Source organism: Deinococcus sonorensis KR-87, from assembly GCF_040256395.1.
GTDB lineage: Bacteria > Deinococcota > Deinococci > Deinococcales > Deinococcaceae > Deinococcus > Deinococcus sonorensis.
In genome coordinates, this window is record NZ_CP158296.1 from 14,221 (window position 1) to 29,625 (window position 15,405).

Genomic DNA, 15,405 nt, shown 5'->3' on the forward strand with positions numbered 1-15,405 from the left:
CTCCGGCCTGCCGCGCCCATGACCTTCGTGTGGCCCTGGGCGCTGGCATTGCTTCTGCTGTTGCCGGCCCTGTGGTGGGGGTACCGGCGGGCCCTGCCGGGGCAGGCCAGCAGCGCGGCGCTGCACCCGGACCTGCGGCTGATCGCGGGCGCCGCCGCTGGGGGACGCCCGCTGCGCCGTCACCTCCCCGCCGCGCTGTACCTGCTGGCCGTGGCGCTGGCGCTGGTGGCGCTGGCCCGCCCCACGGTCCGGCTGCCGCTGCCGCTGCCCCGCGTGGCCATCGTGCTGGCCCTGGACCTCTCCCTGTCGATGGACGCCCAGGACATCGCCCCCAGCCGCTTCGCCGCCGCCCAGAGCGCCGCCCGCGACTTCGTGCGCGACCTGCCGGCTGGGGTCCGGGTGGGGCTGGTGACCTTCGGCAGCTACGCGGAGCTGAACGCGCCGCTGACCACCGACCATGCCGCCGTGATCCGCATCATCGACGCGCTCACGCTGGGCCACAGCACCGCCATCGGAGAGGGCCTGCTGACCTCGCTCCACGCCCTGACCGATGGAGGCGTGGCCCCGGGACCGGGGCTGGCGTCCATCGTGCTGCTCTCGGACGGGCGCAGCAATACCGGCGCGGAACCGCTGGACGCGGCCCGGCAGGTGCTGCGGCGCGGCATCCAGGTGAACAGCGTCGGGCTGGGCACCCAGGGCGGCCTGAATGTGCCGGGCGGCTTCGTGGTCGGATTCGACGCCGAGACGCTCCATCAGGTGGCGACCATGACCGGCGGCCACTACTACGAAGCCCGGTCGGCCAGCCAGCTGCGATCGGTGTACCGCCGCCTGGCCCGCGCGCTGGCCTGGCGCATCGAGCCGCGCGAGGTGTCCGGCCTGGTCTCGGCGCTCGCCGCGGTGCTGCTGCTGGCGAGCCTGGCCCTGGCTCAAGGGCAGCGGCGCGTACTGTAGGGCGAACGCAACCGGGGCCGGAAGCAGACTGCTTCCGGCCCCGTGGTCTGCTGTGCATCGCTCAGTTGCGGTCTTGCATCAGCCGCCACAGCGCCTCTGACGTGACCGGCAGCTCGGTCACGCGGACACCGGCCGCGTCCCGGACCGCATTGGCCACGGCGGCGGCCCCGGCCGTGATCGGCGGCTCTCCCACGATGCGCGCGCCGAACGGCCCGTGCTCGGATGGGTGCTCGACGATGATCGCCTCGATGGGCGGCAGGTCGCTGGCGCGGGGGAACACGTACTCCAGGTAATTCGGGTTGGTCAGGGTGCCGCCCGCGAAGTGCAGGCCCTCGTACATGCCCATGCTCAGGCCCTGCGCGGTGCCGCCGTGCATCTGCCCCTCGACCAGCAGCGGGTTGAGCGCGTAGCCCACGTCCTGGATCGAGACCGCTTCCAGCGGCGTCACCAGCGCGGTGTCCGGGTCCACATGCACCCGGACGAACTGCACCGTGAAGCCCGGCGCGCCCGCCTTGATCGCGGCGCGGCCCTCGGCCACCACCGGGCCGGGGCCGCCCGCCTGCCGCTGGCTCAGCTGCGCCAGCTGACCGATGCCGATGGTGTTGCCCGGCACGCCCTTCACCCGCGCCTGACCCTCGACCAGCTCCACGTCCTCGCGGTGCGCCTCGAAGTGCCCGGCGGCCAGGTCGAGCAGCTGATTGCGCACCTGGGTGCTGGCCTCCAGCACCGCCCCGGAGAGGCTGATGGTGATCTGGGAGCCGCCCGACGCGGGCGCGAAGGGGCCGCTGTCGGTGGTGCCCTGCACGATCTCCACCGTGTCCGGGTCCACCCCCAGCGTCTCGGCGGCGATCAGCACCATGGAGCTGTGCACGCCGCTGATGTCCACGCTGCCCACGTGCAGGCGGACGGTGCCGTCGGTGTCCACCCGGCACACCGCCCCGGCCGGCGAGAAGGCGCCGGGCCAGCCGCCGGCCGCCACGCCCACGCCTTCGTTGGGCCGCTCGCCACGCTTGCGCCAGATCGGGTGGGCGCGCGCCTGCTCCAGGCAGGCTTTGAAGCCGATGTCGGGCCAGGGCTGCCCGGTGCCGGTCAGGTCACCGGCCCCGACGGCGTTCTGGTAGCGCAGGTCCAGCGGGTCCTGGCCCAGGGTCCGCGCCAGCTCGTCAATGCTCGATTCCAGCGCGAACAGCGCCTGCGGCACGCCGGGTGCCCGGTAGGCGCCAGTCGGGGCGCGGTGGGTCAGCACCTCCTGCGTCTGGATGCGGACGTTCGCGCAGCGGTACATCCCGCCGATCATGGTGGCGATGATGCCGGCGTGCCCGAAGCTGAACGCCCCGTTCTCGATGACCACCTGCACGTCGAGCGCGACAAGCTGCCCTTCCGCGTCGGCCCCCAGTTTCACCTGGATGCGCGTGCCGGGCGCGGGCATGGTGGTCAGCATGTCCTCGGAGCGTGAGAGCACCATCCGCACCGGGCGACGCACCTGCAGCGCCACCGCCGCCACCAGACTGTCGATGATGCCGTACTTGGCCCCGAAGCCCCCGCCCACCGTCATCGGCTCGATGCGCACGTCGCGCTCCCGCAGCCCCAGCGTGCGGGCCACCTCGCTGCGCACCGCGTACTGCCCCTGGGTGCTGGTGTAGACCGTGACCTGCCCGGGCCGGCCGCCCGGCTGGGCCACCACCGCATGCGGCTCCATGTACGACTGGTGCACCCAGGCATTGGTGTAGCGGCGCTCCACCACCGCGTGCGCCTGCGCCAGCGCGGCCTGCACGTCTCCGCGTTCAAACACGCGGCTCTGGTCGATGTTGGAGATCTTCGCCTCCCCGCGCTCGCCAGCGTCGCCGCCGTGCAGGCTGGCCATGCTCCCGCCGGCCACCGGCACCCCCTGCGGCCACACGAACACCTCGTCCTGCAGCGCCTGCTCGGCGTCCTCGACGTGCTCCAGCACCTCATAGTCGATGTCGAGCAGCGAGGCGGCGTCCGCGGCCTTCGCCTCGCTGGTGGCGACCACCACCGCGACCGGCTGACCGGCGAAGACCACCACGTCCTCGGCCAGCAGCATGCTGGGGCGCGAGTGGGCGACCCGCCCCCGGTTGAGGTCCGGTCCGGTCAGCACCGCGACGACGCCGGGCATGGCCCGGGCCGCCTCCGCGTCGATGCTGCGGATACGGGCGTGCGGGTACAGCGACAGCACGGGACGGGCGTGCAGCATGCCGGCCAGCGACAGGTCGGCCGTGTAGTGGGCCGTCCCGGTGACCTTCTCGTAGCCGTCAATGATCCTGCGGCGCTTGCCGAGGTGGGTCGTCTCGTTCATAGGAACCTCCGGTGATGTCTGGCAGAAGTCTACCGTCCGGGGCCCCGTCGGAGGCGGATTCCGGCGGCCGTCTCGTGGTGCCACACAGGCGCGCCCCCAGCCGTGGGCGGCTGGGGGCATCGGGAACGCGGTGAGGCGGGTCAGGGGGGTGAGGGCAGGTGAGTCAGGCACCCGCGCACGTGGCGGTGGGCCAGCCCAATGATCCACTGCGGCGCCGTCAACCCTGAGGACGGAAAGCGGCCCGCCACAGCGCACAGCCGCACGAAGGCGTCCTCCACCACACGGTCGGGGGCGGCGACCCCTTCGGTCTGGGCCAGGGTCAGGAGCCGCCCCGCGTAGCGCCGGTGCAACCAGCGCAGCGCTTCCAGGTCGCCCCGGCCCAGGGCCAGCAGCAGCTCATCGTCACCCCGCCCCGACCAGTCCTCGGAGGGGTTCAGGACGGGCCTGCCCGCCGCACATTGGCATCACTCCCGGCCCGGCTGATCACCGCAGGTTGTTGGCGCGCGCCCAGTCGAGGATGGCCCGATTGGCCAGATCGGCCTTCTCGTAGATGGCGGCGTGGGCCGCGCCGGGAATGATGACCAGCCGGCTCCCGGCGATGTTCTGCTGCATCTTCATGCTGAATTCCGGCGGGTAGACCGTGTCTTCCAGGCCCTCCAGGATCAGGGTCGGCACGGTGATGGTCTTCAGGGTGGGCACGGAATCCGGCCGGTTGGCCAGCACCATGGCCCCCGCCACGTCGGCGGCCACCGACGCCTGCTTTACGATGCCGGTCAGCGCCTGGGCGTCGCCGGGGCGGTTCATGCGGGTCTGGCCGGTGAGCATGTCCTTGAGCAGTTCCGGGGCCAGCGACTGCGGCCCGTAGGTGCTGGCTTTCTGCGCCATGCCCTTCCAGATGTGCTGCTCCACGATGCCCGCCGGGTTGGCGATGGTGTCGATCAGGATCAGGCCCCGGAAGCGCTGCGGTGCGGTGCGGTACATCTCGAAGGCGATGGGGCCGCCCATGCTCATGCCGCCGATGATGGCGTTCTGGACACCCAGCTGATCCAGCACGCCCAGCGCGTCGGCCGCGTAGGTCTGGAGGTCGCCGGGCGCGCCTGCGGGCGCCGTGCTCTGCCCGTAGCCGCGGTGATCCACAGTGATCACGCGGTACCCGGCCTGCGACAGCGCGTCCCGGTTGCGGGCGAACAGCTCACCGCTCAGCGGGTAGCCGTGCAGCAGCAGCATCGCCGTGCCGGTGCCCTGCGACACGTAGTGAATCTGCGCGCCGTTGACGCTCAACATGCCTTCCTGCCGGTTGCCCTGCGCTCCGCCCGCCAGGGCTGTCGTGGCCGCCAGGGCCAGCGTGGTGATCATCAGTCTGTTCATGGTCGTCCTTTGTGCCGCAGCCAGGGTGGCCACGGACTGGGTTGGAATTCTGACTCAGCCTAATCACGACCCGCGTCACGCAAGCACGAGCGGACTTCATGTCATCTTGGGACCTGCGGAGACGAGATGCGGAGCAAACGAGACCAGATCATCGCAGCGGCCCTGAACCGCTACCGGGAGGCCGGGCTGGGCGGCAGCACCCTCAAGGACGTGGCGGAAGCGTCCGGCGTGCCGCTCGGCAACCTGTACTATTACTTCAGGACGAAAGACGAGCTGGTGGTGGCCGTGCTGGAGGCCTGCGAGCAGGAACTGCTGACCCTGCTGGGAGAGCTGGCCCCACTGCCGCCACGCGCGTGGCTGGAGCGGTACTTCGAGTGGCTGCTGCAGGACCCGGCGGCGGCCGCCCGGCTCGGCTGTCCGTTCGGCAGCCTCGCGGCAGAGCTGCGCGCCCTGGGCGACCCGGCCGCGCCGCGCGCCGCCGCGATGGTGCAGCGGTACTACGACGCGGTACGGGCGCAGGGTGCGGCCCTGAGCGGCGGCCCCGGCGCGATTGAGGAGCTGTTCATGGCCGTGCAGGGCACCTACGTGGTGGCCCGGATTCTCGGCAACCCCCCGCTGTTCCAGGCGCAGATCGGCCAGCTCCGCGAGCGCTTCCTCGGCCGGGCCTGAACTCGGCAGGGCGCTTCACCGCAGCCGCGGAGATGAAGCGACCTCAGGATTGCATTCAGGCCGCCTCAGTAGTGGCGGGCGGACGGGCACGCTACCCTGACCTTCTGATGGGCCGACTCCCCGACGTGCCGCCCTGCCGCGCCCGGACCGGGCAGCGGGCGGCCTGCCCTGGCCACCCCCAGCCGGTGCGGCGATGACCGTGGAGGTCGAGGAGCTCCGGCAGCAGCTCAACCACTACCGCGAGATCATTGACGCCAGTCCCAACTGCATCAAGGTGCTGGATCTGGACGGTCGCCTGCTCGACATGAACGAGGGCGGCCGGAGCGTGATGGAGGTGCAGGACTTCGAGCGCTGCCGCTTTCTCCCGTGGCAGGACTTCTGGACCGGCAAGGCGCGGCTGCAGGTGGAACACGCCCTGGAGCGGGCGCGCGCCGGGCTGTCCACCACCTTCGAGGGCCCCGCGGCGACCATGGGCGGCACCGTGAAGTGGTGGGAGGTCAGCGTGTCCCCGGTGGTCGACACGCAGGGCCAGGTGCGACAGCTGATCGCCATCTCGCGCGACATGACCGCCCGGCGGGCCACCCAGCACGCCCTGGAACAGCTGAACGCGACGCTGGAGGAGCGGGTGGAGCAGCGCACCTCCGAACTGGAGACCGAACGCTCGGCGCTGGACGCGTTCGTGGCGTTCGCGGAGCGCTCGGCCAGCACCACGGACGTGCATGACCTGGCCGGTCAGGCGGTGGAGGTGCTGCGCGCCACCCTGGGTGAGGTCAGCGTCGCCTACTACGACCTGGAGGGCGACCTGTGGAAGGCGCGGGTCTGGTCCAGCGATTTTGCCCCGGAGGTGATGGAGGTGCTGGCACGCGGCATTCCAACCACGGCGCCGAGTTATGCCGAGGCGCTGGAGACCCGGGAGGCCGTGTTCGTGGCCGGGTGGGACGCGAAGCGCGAGCATGTGGCCAGCACCGAGGCCTACGGCGCGGGGGCCTTCTACCCGTGCTATGTGAACCAGCAGCCTCAGGGCCTGCTGGCCATGGGTATCCAGCGTGCCGGAGACTGGTCGGACCGGGAGCGGGCGGTGTTCCGGTCGGTGGGCCGGAGTCTGGTGCTGGCACTGGAACGCGCCGAAACGAACCGCAGAACGGCCGAGCAGAACAGTGAGCTGGAAGCGCGCAGCAACGCGCTGGTCGCCTTCGAAAGCCTCAGCTACCACCTCACCGTCCGCAGCGACGCCCCCACCCTGATCCGGCGGGCGCTGGAGATCGTGCTGGCCCTGTTGCCGCCCGGCTTCGCCGCCTACTGGCAGCCGGTGGGGAACCTATGGCGGCTGATGGCCCAGGTGGGGACCGCCGGCACCCCGGCCCTGCAGCAGCTGATGGAAGCGGGCCTGCCGGTGGGCACGACCCCTTCACTGGACATCCCGTATCAGACCCGGCAGCCGTTCTTCCAGGACATCTACGACAAGGCGCTGGACGTGTCGGTGGCGATGGTGGACCACTTGGAAACGGTGGCGACCCTGCCGGTGATGCTCAACGGTCAGGTCGCCGGCATCCTGAATGTGCCGCTGTTCGAGCACCGACCCTGGAGTGCAGCCGACAAGGCGGTGCTGCTGACCACCGCCCGCAGCCTGGGGCTGGCCCTGGAGGGCGTACAGAGCGTGGAGCAGCTGGAACGGGAACGCAGCAAGCTGGAGGTGGCCAACGAGGAACTCGAAGCGTTCGCCTACAGCGTGTCGCATGACCTGCGCACGCCGCTGCGGCACATCAAGGGCTTCGCTCAGCTGGCGGCGAAGGTGTTGAAGCAGCCGGCGCCCAACCTGGCGAAGGTCGAGGAGTATCTGGGGGTCGTGAACGACGGCGCCGACCGGATGGACGGCCTGATCAACTCGATGCTGGACCTGTCGCGCACCGGCTGGACCGAACTGCGGACCGAGCGGGTGAACCTCACTGAGCTGGTGGAACAGGCCCGGCTGGAACTGGAGGCGGACACCCAGGCCCGCCCGATCGAGTGGCAGGTCTCTGGGCTGCCGGTGGTGCGGGGCGACCGGGCCAGCCTGCAGCAGGTGCTGACCAATCTGCTCAGCAACGCGGTCAAGTTCACCCGCCACACCGCGCACCCCACCATTGAGGTCCGGGCCGAGGCCCGGCCGGACGAGTGGATCATCCGGGTGCAGGACAACGGCGCGGGGTTTGATCCTCAGTACGCCGGGAAGCTGTTCGGCGTGTTCCAGCGGCTGCACGCCCAGCGCGACTTTCCCGGCACCGGGGTGGGGCTGGCCACGGTGCGGCGCATCGTGGTGCGGCACGGCGGGCGGGTGTTTGCCGATGGGCGACCGGGACAGGGGGCGACCTTCGGGTTCACCCTGCCGCGTGAACGCAGCGGCTGAGGCAGGAGCAACAGCAGGCGCAGCCCCTCTTCAGGGCGCAAACCGCTTCACGATCACGTCGCGGCGTGTGCCGGTGCGCTCGCACCACGCCACCACCGCCCGGCCCGCCGCGTCCACCGTGACCGAGGCCGAACTGGCGTCGTGCCCGGCGGCCAGATTCAATGGCCCACCGCCCAGGACGTTCCAGCGCTGCCCGTCCCAGCGCTTGGCATAGACCCGCCTCGGCCCGCCGCCGCGGCCCTCCACCCAGGCCACCAGCGGGCGCCCCGCCGCGTCCAGCGCCAAGTTCGGGCGCTCCGCCAGGGTGCCGGGCATGACGTTCAGCGCGCTGCCCAGCGAGGTCCACTGCTGGCCGGTCCAGCGCTTCACGAACACGGTGTCCAGGCCGTTCTGGTCCTCCAGCCACGCCGCCACCGGCCCCTGTGCCCCCACCGCCAGTTGCGGGTCGAAGGTGTAGGTGTTCGGCCGGACGTTCAGCGCGCCGCCCACCGGCGTCCAGCGGCCGTCCGCCGCGCGACGCGACACGAAGACGTTGCTGCGCGCCACATCGCCCTCCAGCCAGGCGGTGTAGACCTGACCGTCCGGGCCGCGCGCCGCGGCCGGGAAGAACGCCGCCGACTTCAGGCTGTGGTTGAGCGGCGGGTCGTTCTCGGCCCAGCGCACGCCCTGCCAGCTGAACGGCTGCACCACCTGAGCGTACGCGCCCGGAAAGTAGATGTTGGTCCAGGTGAGGTACGGGGTGTTGTCATTCGTGACGGTGAAGGCGCGCGACTTGCCCGCGTCCGAGAGGTTGCGGCGTACCGCGTACGTCCCGGGACTGCTCCAGGCATGCCCGTCCCAGCGCGAGATCAGGTACGAGTCCACGTGGGCGGTGCCGGCGTCCTCGGCCCAGCCGAGCCACGGCTGTCCGTCCGGACCGCGCACGGCGCTCAGCTGCCAGGCGTTGTGCACCACGTTCTCGTTGAGAATGCCGCCCAGCGGCTGCCACTGGCCACCGTCCCACCGCGCCGCGTGCAGATGCCCGTAGGGTCGTCCCTGCGCCGGGCTGAGTTCCACCCAGGCCACCACCGGCGCACCGCTGGCATCGGTGGTGAGGGCCGTCATGGTGGCATCGGCGCGGCTGACGGGTCCGCCCAGCTGCATGCCGGTCGGGCCGCCACCGCCCGCCAGCCCGAGGCCGGTGAGGAGCAACACGAGGGCCAGAGAACGCCGTGGAGTGAGTTTTGGCATTGCGCTCATTGTTATCGTTTCGGGGCGCGGGAGCAACCGCCAGGGCCGGAGGCGCGTCAGCAGCGGCGTCAAGCGGCTGAGCCCCCACCTTTCCCGCAGACACGTTGACCCCCTAAACTCGGGGCAACCACACCTCAGAGCGTCAGGCGCCGTTCCGCCCCGTGTTCTGCAAGGAGTTCACATGCCCACCTTCGAAACCGTGCTGCACCAGAAGGCAAGACCGCCACTGGCATCCAGGTGCCTGCCGAGATCATCCAGCAGCTCGGGGCCGGCAAGAAGCCGGCGGTCCACGTCACCGTGAACGGCCACCGGTACCGCAGCACCGTGGCCGTGCGGGGCGAGCACTTCATGATCCCAGTCAGCGCGGAGCACCGTCAGGCGGCCGGTCTGAAGGCCGGTGACGCGTTGAGCGTCACGCTGGACCTCGATGCTGAGCCGCGCGAGGTCAGCGTACCGGATGATCTCCAGGCCGCCCTGCTGGGCCACGAGGCGGCCCGCCAGCGTTTCGAACAGCTGTCGTACAGCCAGAAGCGCCAGCACACCCTCGCGGTTGAGGGGGCCAGGACAGCGGAAACGCGTGCCCGGCGGGTGGCCAAAGCCATCGAGACGCTGGCGGAAGGCCGCTGATCCCTGGGTCTGTGCCCGCACGTCTTTCCAGAATTTCCCGGCCATCCCTGCGCAAATGACCCAAAGTGTCCGCACGCCCGAGCCACGCGGCCCCATGTTATGCCGGCGGGGCGAACGGCCGGGCCGCCTGCTGCACCCGGGCCAGCACCCGGCGCTCTCGCGCCAGAAAGCGGGCAGTGGGCAGCTGCACCCCGAAGGCCGCCACCACCGCCCCGTCCCACCACAGCGGCACCCCCACCGCGCACTGGCCCGGCACCCATTCCTCGATGGCGTGCGCGTACCCGTCCTGCCGCACGCGGGCCAGCGCGCCGTGCCACTCGTCCGGAGTGGTGATGGTGCTCGCGGTGTAGCGGGCGAACTCTGGGACGGGCAGCGCAGCGTGCGCGTACAGCAGTTTCCCGGCGGCGGTGGCATTGGCCGGCAGCGTCACGTCGGTCTGCACCTGGGCATGGTCCGCGCCCGGGTCACCCAGGGCGCGGTTGATGCAGATGACCCGGTCCTCCTCCAGCACGCACAGGAAGCCCAGTCCGGCTGTCGCCTGCGCCACCTCGGCCAGCGCGTTGCGGGCACGCGGGAACCATGGCAGGCCCAACGTCAGCTGCGCCCCGTACTCGGCCAGCTGCCAGCTCAGGCGGTACTGGCCCGCCGGAGTGCGCCGCAGGAACCCGGCCCGCGCCAGCCCCGACAGGTAGAACTGCGCCGTGGCGCGCGGGAGACCCAACTGGACGGCCAGCGCCCGCGACCCCCATTCCGGCTGCTGCGAGCTGAACGCGCGCAGGATCAGGGCGGCCTTGTCGAGCGTGGACATGGATCGGTGCCGGGCCAGCGGCCTACTTTAGGATGCCGCGACTCACGAAGGCGGTGCGGACAGCTCGGGCCGCCGTGCTGCCGGACAGCGCCTGGGCCGTGTCCACGGTGGCCTGCGCAGCGGCGGCGAAGCTTACATCCGGGGTGAAGCGGAACTGCGCGTCCACGATGATCCGGTCGGCGGTGCGCGCCCCCAGCGCCTGCCGGATGTCCCACAGGGCCCGCGACCAGATCTCCCCGTCGGCGTGCACCTCGCCCACCACGTCCTCCGGGTAGTGCTTGTTCGTGTCGGTGCGGCGGATGCAGTGCGGCACGGTGCTGGTGTACGACGTGCTGTCCCAGTCCATCAGGCACGGCAGCGGCGTGCGGATCGCGGCGCCGTTGGCCGGGGCCACCGAGGCCGCGACGGTCAGGGCCAGATAGTCTCCGAACGCTTCCCCGATGCTTCCGGCCTCCAGGCTGGTGCCGAAGCCCGGCACCTGCGCCGCCTGCACCGCGTGGCCGTACTCGTGCACGATCACCTCGCCGTCCTCGGCGTCGTCCACGCCACCCTTGCCGAAGCGCAGCAGGTCCTGCTTGTCGGTCTGGAACGAGTTGTCCACGCCGTACTGCGAGACCCGGATCTGCTGCTGGCGCTGGTTGACTGCCGGCAGGGTGGTGCCGAAGCCGAGCGACTGCAGGTACAGCTGCGCCTCCGTGACCCAGTAGTAGGCCATCACCTGCTCGAAGCCGTCCTGATCGCGCGTGTAGCTGAACGGGCCGGCGCCGTACACCGGCGTCCCGGTCTCGCTGATCACCTTGGCGTAGTCGCCGCTGAGGTACCCGCTGCCGTCCAGGTGGCTGAGCGTGACCGGGTAATAGGCGCTGGCCGGCACCGCTGAGTCGGCGTCCTTCTGGTCGGTGAGCGTCTCGTTGCCGCTGGTCTGGACCGGGTTGGGCAGGAACACGCTGGCGCGGGCGGTGGTCTGGGTGGTGGGCGGCTTGCCCGCGCCGCCCAACACGCCCAGGTGTGGTCCGGCCACCGGCTGGTTGCAGGCAGCAATGAGAATGGCGGTACAGACGGCCAGCAGTCCCGTGCGCTTCATCATGATTGACCTCGTGCCTGCCACAATACCGCACCCCAGGACGGGGGCATCCAGGGTGAACACGCATCGGTCTGTCCAACACTGTTGCGCGCCGCTCTTGAGGGCCGGCGCGCCGCCGCGCACAGTGGAGTCATGACCACCATCCCCGTCGTGCGCGCCGCACGTGGCTCTACCCGCACCGCCAAAGGCTGGATTCAGGAAGCTGCCAAACGCATGCTGATGAACAACCTCGACCCGGAGGTGGCCGAGCATCCGGAGCAGCTGATCGTGTATGGGGGGCGCGGCAAGGCGGCCCGCGACTGGCCCAGCTTTCACCGGATTATCGAAGTGCTGGACCGGCTGGAGAACGACCAGACCCTGCTGGTGCAGTCCGGCAAACCCGTGGCGGTGCTGAACACCCACCAGCTCGCGCCGCGCGTGCTGATCGCCAACAGCAACCTGGTACCGCACTGGGCGACCTGGGAGACGTTTGACCGGCTGGATCAGGCGGGCCTGATGATGTACGGCCAGATGACCGCCGGATCGTGGATCTACATCGGCACCCAGGGCATCCTGCAGGGCACCTACGAGACCTTCGCGGGCGCGGCCCAGAAGCACTTCGGCGGCTCGCTGAAGGGCACCATCACCGTCACGGCGGGGCTGGGCGGCATGGGCGGCGCGCAGCCGCTGGCGGTGCGGCTGGCGGGCGGGGTGTGCATCTGCATCGAGGTGGACCCCACCCGCATCCAGAAGCGGCTGGAGACCCGATACCTGGACACGGTGGCGGCCAGCCTGGACGACGCCCTGACGCAGGCGCAGGCGGCCCGGGATGCTGGGGAAGCGCTCAGCATCGGGCTGCTGGGCAACGCCGCCGAACTGCTGCCGGACCTGGTACGCCGCGGCTTCACGCCGGACCTGGTCACGGACCAGACCAGCGCCCACGACCCGATGTGGGGCTACCTGCCGGTCCCCCGTCCCGACGAGGACCTGAACGAGCTGCGCCGGACCCGGCCGGACGAGTACCTGCAGCGCGCGCGCGAGGGCATGGCCGCGCACGTGCGCGCCATCATCGAATTGCAGCGGCGCGGGGCGGTGGCCTTCGACTATGGCAACAACCTGCGCGAGCAGGCCCGGCTGGCCGGCGTGGACGACGCGTTCAGCTACCCGGGCTTCGTGCCGGCCTTCATCCGCGACAGCTTCTGCGAGGGGCGCGGGCCATTCCGCTGGGTGGCGCTCAGCGGCGACCCGGCCGACATCCACGCCACCGATCAGGCGCTGCTGGAGCTGTTCCCCGAGGACGCCCGGCTGCAGTCGTGGCTGCGCTACGCGGCCGACCAGATCAGCTTCCAGGGGCTGCCAGCGCGCATCTGCTGGCTCGGCTACCGTGAACGCGACCGGGCCGCGCTGCTGTTCAACCAGATGGTGGCCGACGGGCGGCTCTCGGCGCCGATCGTGATCGGGCGCGACCACCTGGACGCCGGCAGCGTGGCCAGCCCCTACCGCGAGACCGAGGCGATGCTGGACGGCTCCGACGCGGTGTCGGACTGGCCGCTGCTGAACTTCGCCACCGGCGTGGCCAGCGGCGCCGGCTGGATGAGCTTTCACCACGGCGGCGGCGTAGGGATGGGCTACAGCCAGCATTCCGGCCTGGTGGCGGTGGCAGACGGCAGCGAGGAGGCGGCCTGGCGGCTGTCGCGCTGCCTGACCAACGACCCGGCGATGGGCGTGATCCGCCACGCGGACGCCGGCTACGAGCTGGCCCAGGACGTGGCGCGGGACCGTGGCCTGGACCTCCCGAGCCTGGGCATCCACGACCGGGCGCAGGACGCATGACCCACCTGCCCTACGGAGGCATCGCCAGCTTCGTGCGGGCGCCGCTGGTGGACCCGGACGGGGACTGGCGGGCCACCTTCGCGGTGCTGGGCATTCCCTTCGACATCGCGCTGGGCTTCCGGCCCGGCGCCCGCTTCGCTCCCCGGGCGCTGCGCGAGGCCAGCCTGCGGTATGTGCCGCCCTTCACCGGGCTGGACGGCCGGGCGCGGCTGGATGCGTCCAGCCAGACGGACCCGCTGTTCGTGGACGCGGGCGACGTGGTGCTGCCCAGCCTGGAACCGGAACTGGCCCGCGAGCGCATCACCCAGGCGGCCCGGGCGGTGCGGGCCCGCTGCCGGGTGCCCGTCTTTCTGGGCGGCGACCACAGCGTGAGTTATCCACTGCTGCTGGCCTTCCACGACGTGCCGGACCTGCACGTGATCCAACTGGACGCCCACCTGGACTACACGGACGTGCGCAATGACACGCGCTACAGCAACTCCAGCCCCTTCCGTCGGGCGACCGAAGCGCTGCCGAACCTGAAGCACATCACCACCTTCGGCCTGCGCGGCCTGCGCTTCGACCCGGAGGCGGTGGCGGCGGCGCGGGCACGCGGACACACCCTGGTGCCGATGGAGCAGGTGGAAACGGACCTGGACCGGCTGCTCTCAGCGCTGCCACCCGGACAGAACGTCTACCTGAGCGTGGACGTGGACGCCCTGGACCCGGCGGTGCTGCCCGGCACCAGCAGCCCGGAACCGGACGGCTTCAGCTACCGGCTGGCCCTGCAGCTGATCGCCAGTGTGGTGCGGCGGCACCGGCTGGTGGGCCTGGACGTGGTGGAACTGGCCCCCACCCTGGACCCCAGCGGGCGCAGCGAGCTGATCGCCGCGCGGCTGATTCTGGAGACGCTGGCGGAGGTGCAGGATGCCTGGAGCTGAGCCGGCCGTCACCCTGTTCACCGGCATCGCCCAGCTGGTCACGCCGCCCGCCGGACCGCAGCGCGGTGCGGCGATGCGCAGGCTGACGGTCATCCCGGACGCGGCGCTGCTGGTGCAGGGAGACCGGGTGGCCTGGGTCGGGCAGCGGCAGGACGCGCCGGACGCGGCCACCACCCACGACCTGGGCGGCGCGGCCGTGACGCCTGCGCTGATTGACCCGCATACCCACGCCGTGTGGGCCGGCGACCGGCTGGCCGACTTCGAGGCGCGGGCCGAAGGAGTGAGCTACGAGGCGCTGCTGGCCCGGGGCGGCGGCATCCGGCATACTGCGCGCGCCACCCAGGCGGCGAGCGTGGAGCAGCTGAGCGCGCTGGCCCGGCCCCGGCTGGAGGCGCTGCAGCGCTCCGGCGCCGGCACCATCGAGATCAAGAGCGGGTACGGCCTGGACTTTGCGGGTGAGCTGCGGATGCTGCGGGCGGTCGCGCTGCTGGCCCAGCAGGTCAAGGGCACCCTTTGCCCCACCCTGCTGCTGCACGTGCCCCCGACCGAGGGGCGGGTCCAGCACGTCCGGGACGTGTGCGAGACGCTGATTCCGCAGGTGGCCCGCGAGCGGCTGGCCACGGCCGTGGACGTGTTCTGCGAGCGGGAGGCCTACACGCTGTCCGAGACGCGTGACCTGCTCACCGCGGCCCGCGCGCACGGCCTCGCGGTGAAGCTGCACGCCGACCAGTTCCACTGCATCGGCGGCACCGAGCTGGCCTGCGAGATGGGCGCGTTGAGCGTGGACCATCTGGAGGCCAGCGGCGAGGCCCAGATCCGCGCGCTGGCCGGCAGTGCTACCCTCGCCACCGTGCTGCCGGGCGTGTCGCTGCACCTGGGCCTGAGCGCCGCGCCGGGCCGCGCCCTGATCGACGCGGGGGCGGCCGTGGCGGTGGGCACCGACCTGAACCCCGGCAGTTCCCCGCTCTTCAGCGTGCAGCAGGCGCTGGCCCTCAGCGTCCGGCTGAACGGCCTCACGCCGGCCGAGGCGCTCACCGCCTGCACCGTCAATGCCGCCGCGGCGCTGGGTCTGCACAACCGGGGCGCGCTGGTGCCCGGCCAGCGGGCCGATTTCCTGGCGCTGCACGGTCCTGACTGGCGCGACCTGGCGTATACGCTGGGGGCCAGTCCGGTTCAGGCCGTGTATCTGGGGGGCGACCAGCGTGCCTGAAGCCACCGGCCGCCCGGCCCCTC

12 protein-coding genes are annotated in these 15,405 nt (G+C 71.4%); 7 read left to right on the forward strand and 5 right to left on the reverse strand.

Translation table 11 applies throughout. From position 1 onward, the window contains the following. Positions 1–18 precede the first annotated feature (18 nt). Positions 19–951, forward strand: a complete 933-nt coding sequence (locus ABOD76_RS00085; RefSeq protein WP_350240868.1) for a vWA domain-containing protein — start codon at positions 19–21, stop codon at positions 949–951. A 61-nt stretch (positions 952–1,012) separates the two neighbouring features. Here ABOD76_RS00085 and ABOD76_RS00090 read toward each other — a convergent pair whose 3' ends face one another. Together ABOD76_RS00090 and ABOD76_RS00095 are read right to left on the reverse strand one after the other, a co-directional pair. Continuing rightward, complete coding sequence (locus ABOD76_RS00090) at positions 1,013–3,268, reverse strand: xanthine dehydrogenase family protein molybdopterin-binding subunit (protein ID WP_350240870.1); 2,256 nt, start codon at positions 3,266–3,268, stop codon at positions 1,013–1,015. Between the two features lie 483 nt (positions 3,269–3,751). Further along, positions 3,752–4,636: an alpha/beta fold hydrolase gene (locus ABOD76_RS00095; RefSeq protein ID WP_350240872.1), complete on the reverse strand. Its 885-nt coding sequence runs from the start codon at positions 4,634–4,636 to the stop codon at positions 3,752–3,754. A gap of 126 nt (positions 4,637–4,762) precedes the next feature. Between ABOD76_RS00095 and ABOD76_RS00100 the strand changes: the two genes are divergently transcribed. Together ABOD76_RS00100 and ABOD76_RS00105 are read left to right on the forward strand one after the other, a co-directional pair. Then, complete coding sequence (locus ABOD76_RS00100; RefSeq protein ID WP_350240874.1) at positions 4,763–5,305, forward strand: TetR/AcrR family transcriptional regulator; 543 nt, start codon at positions 4,763–4,765, stop codon at positions 5,303–5,305. Positions 5,306–5,498: 193 nt separating this feature from the next. After that, complete coding sequence (locus tag ABOD76_RS00105; RefSeq protein ID WP_350240876.1) at positions 5,499–7,691, forward strand: ATP-binding protein; 2,193 nt, start codon at positions 5,499–5,501, stop codon at positions 7,689–7,691. A gap of 30 nt (positions 7,692–7,721) precedes the next feature. On the opposite strand, the gene ABOD76_RS00110 is transcribed toward ABOD76_RS00105, so the two are convergent. Next, the gene (locus ABOD76_RS00110) at positions 7,722–8,885 is read right to left on the reverse strand and encodes a hypothetical protein (RefSeq protein WP_350240879.1); all 1,164 of its coding nucleotides are present in this window, start codon (positions 8,883–8,885) and stop codon (positions 7,722–7,724) included. A gap of 273 nt (positions 8,886–9,158) precedes the next feature. Here ABOD76_RS00110 and ABOD76_RS00115 point away from each other — a divergent pair, with 273 nt between their 5' ends. Continuing rightward, the gene (locus tag ABOD76_RS00115) at positions 9,159–9,548 is read left to right on the forward strand and encodes a YdeI/OmpD-associated family protein (RefSeq protein ID WP_350240881.1); all 390 of its coding nucleotides are present in this window, start codon (positions 9,159–9,161) and stop codon (positions 9,546–9,548) included. 97 nt (positions 9,549–9,645) lie between these two features. Here ABOD76_RS00115 and ABOD76_RS00120 read toward each other — a convergent pair whose 3' ends face one another. After that, positions 9,646–10,356, reverse strand: coding sequence for an IclR family transcriptional regulator (locus ABOD76_RS00120; protein WP_350240883.1), 711 nt, complete (start codon positions 10,354–10,356; stop codon positions 9,646–9,648). A 22-nt stretch (positions 10,357–10,378) separates the two neighbouring features. Then, positions 10,379–11,443, reverse strand: coding sequence for a M36 family metallopeptidase (locus ABOD76_RS00125; protein WP_350240885.1), 1,065 nt, complete (start codon positions 11,441–11,443; stop codon positions 10,379–10,381). Between the two features lie 129 nt (positions 11,444–11,572). On the opposite strand from ABOD76_RS00125, the gene hutU reads away from it, so the two are divergent. Genes hutU through hutI form a run of 3 tightly spaced genes read left to right on the forward strand, consistent with a single transcriptional unit; the run spans position 11,573 to position 15,382 of the window. Continuing rightward, the gene (gene hutU, locus ABOD76_RS00130; protein ID WP_350240888.1) at positions 11,573–13,252 is read left to right on the forward strand and encodes a urocanate hydratase; all 1,680 of its coding nucleotides are present in this window, start codon (positions 11,573–11,575) and stop codon (positions 13,250–13,252) included. After that, complete coding sequence (locus ABOD76_RS00135) at positions 13,249–14,172, forward strand: arginase family protein (RefSeq protein ID WP_350240890.1); 924 nt, start codon at positions 13,249–13,251, stop codon at positions 14,170–14,172. Before hutU ends, ABOD76_RS00135 begins: the two co-directional genes overlap by 4 nt. Continuing rightward, positions 14,159–15,382, forward strand: a complete 1,224-nt coding sequence (gene hutI / locus ABOD76_RS00140) for an imidazolonepropionase (protein WP_350240892.1) — start codon at positions 14,159–14,161, stop codon at positions 15,380–15,382. The genes ABOD76_RS00135 and hutI overlap by 14 nt, the downstream gene beginning before the upstream one ends. Positions 15,383–15,405: the final 23 nt, after the last annotated feature.

Bases quoted from the DNA above. Each gene is read 5' to 3' on its own strand.
- hutI (WP_350240892.1), top strand. From the start codon at position 14,159: ATGCCTGGAGCTGAGCCGGCCGTCACCCTGTTCACCGGCATCGCCCAG.
- ABOD76_RS00095 (WP_350240872.1), bottom strand. From the start codon at position 4,636: ATGAACAGACTGATGATCACCACGCTGGCCCTGGCGGCCACGACAGCC.
- ABOD76_RS00100 (WP_350240874.1), top strand. From the start codon at position 4,763: ATGCGGAGCAAACGAGACCAGATCATCGCAGCGGCCCTGAACCGCTAC.
- ABOD76_RS00090 (WP_350240870.1), bottom strand. From the start codon at position 3,268: ATGAACGAGACGACCCACCTCGGCAAGCGCCGCAGGATCATTGACGGC.
- hutU (WP_350240888.1), top strand. From the start codon at position 11,573: ATGACCACCATCCCCGTCGTGCGCGCCGCACGTGGCTCTACCCGCACC.
- ABOD76_RS00125 (WP_350240885.1), bottom strand. From the start codon at position 11,443: ATGATGAAGCGCACGGGACTGCTGGCCGTCTGTACCGCCATTCTCATT.
- ABOD76_RS00120 (WP_350240883.1), bottom strand. From the start codon at position 10,356: ATGTCCACGCTCGACAAGGCCGCCCTGATCCTGCGCGCGTTCAGCTCG.
- ABOD76_RS00085 (WP_350240868.1), top strand. From the start codon at position 19: ATGACCTTCGTGTGGCCCTGGGCGCTGGCATTGCTTCTGCTGTTGCCG.
- ABOD76_RS00105 (WP_350240876.1), top strand. From the start codon at position 5,499: ATGACCGTGGAGGTCGAGGAGCTCCGGCAGCAGCTCAACCACTACCGC.
- ABOD76_RS00135 (WP_350240890.1), top strand. From the start codon at position 13,249: ATGACCCACCTGCCCTACGGAGGCATCGCCAGCTTCGTGCGGGCGCCG.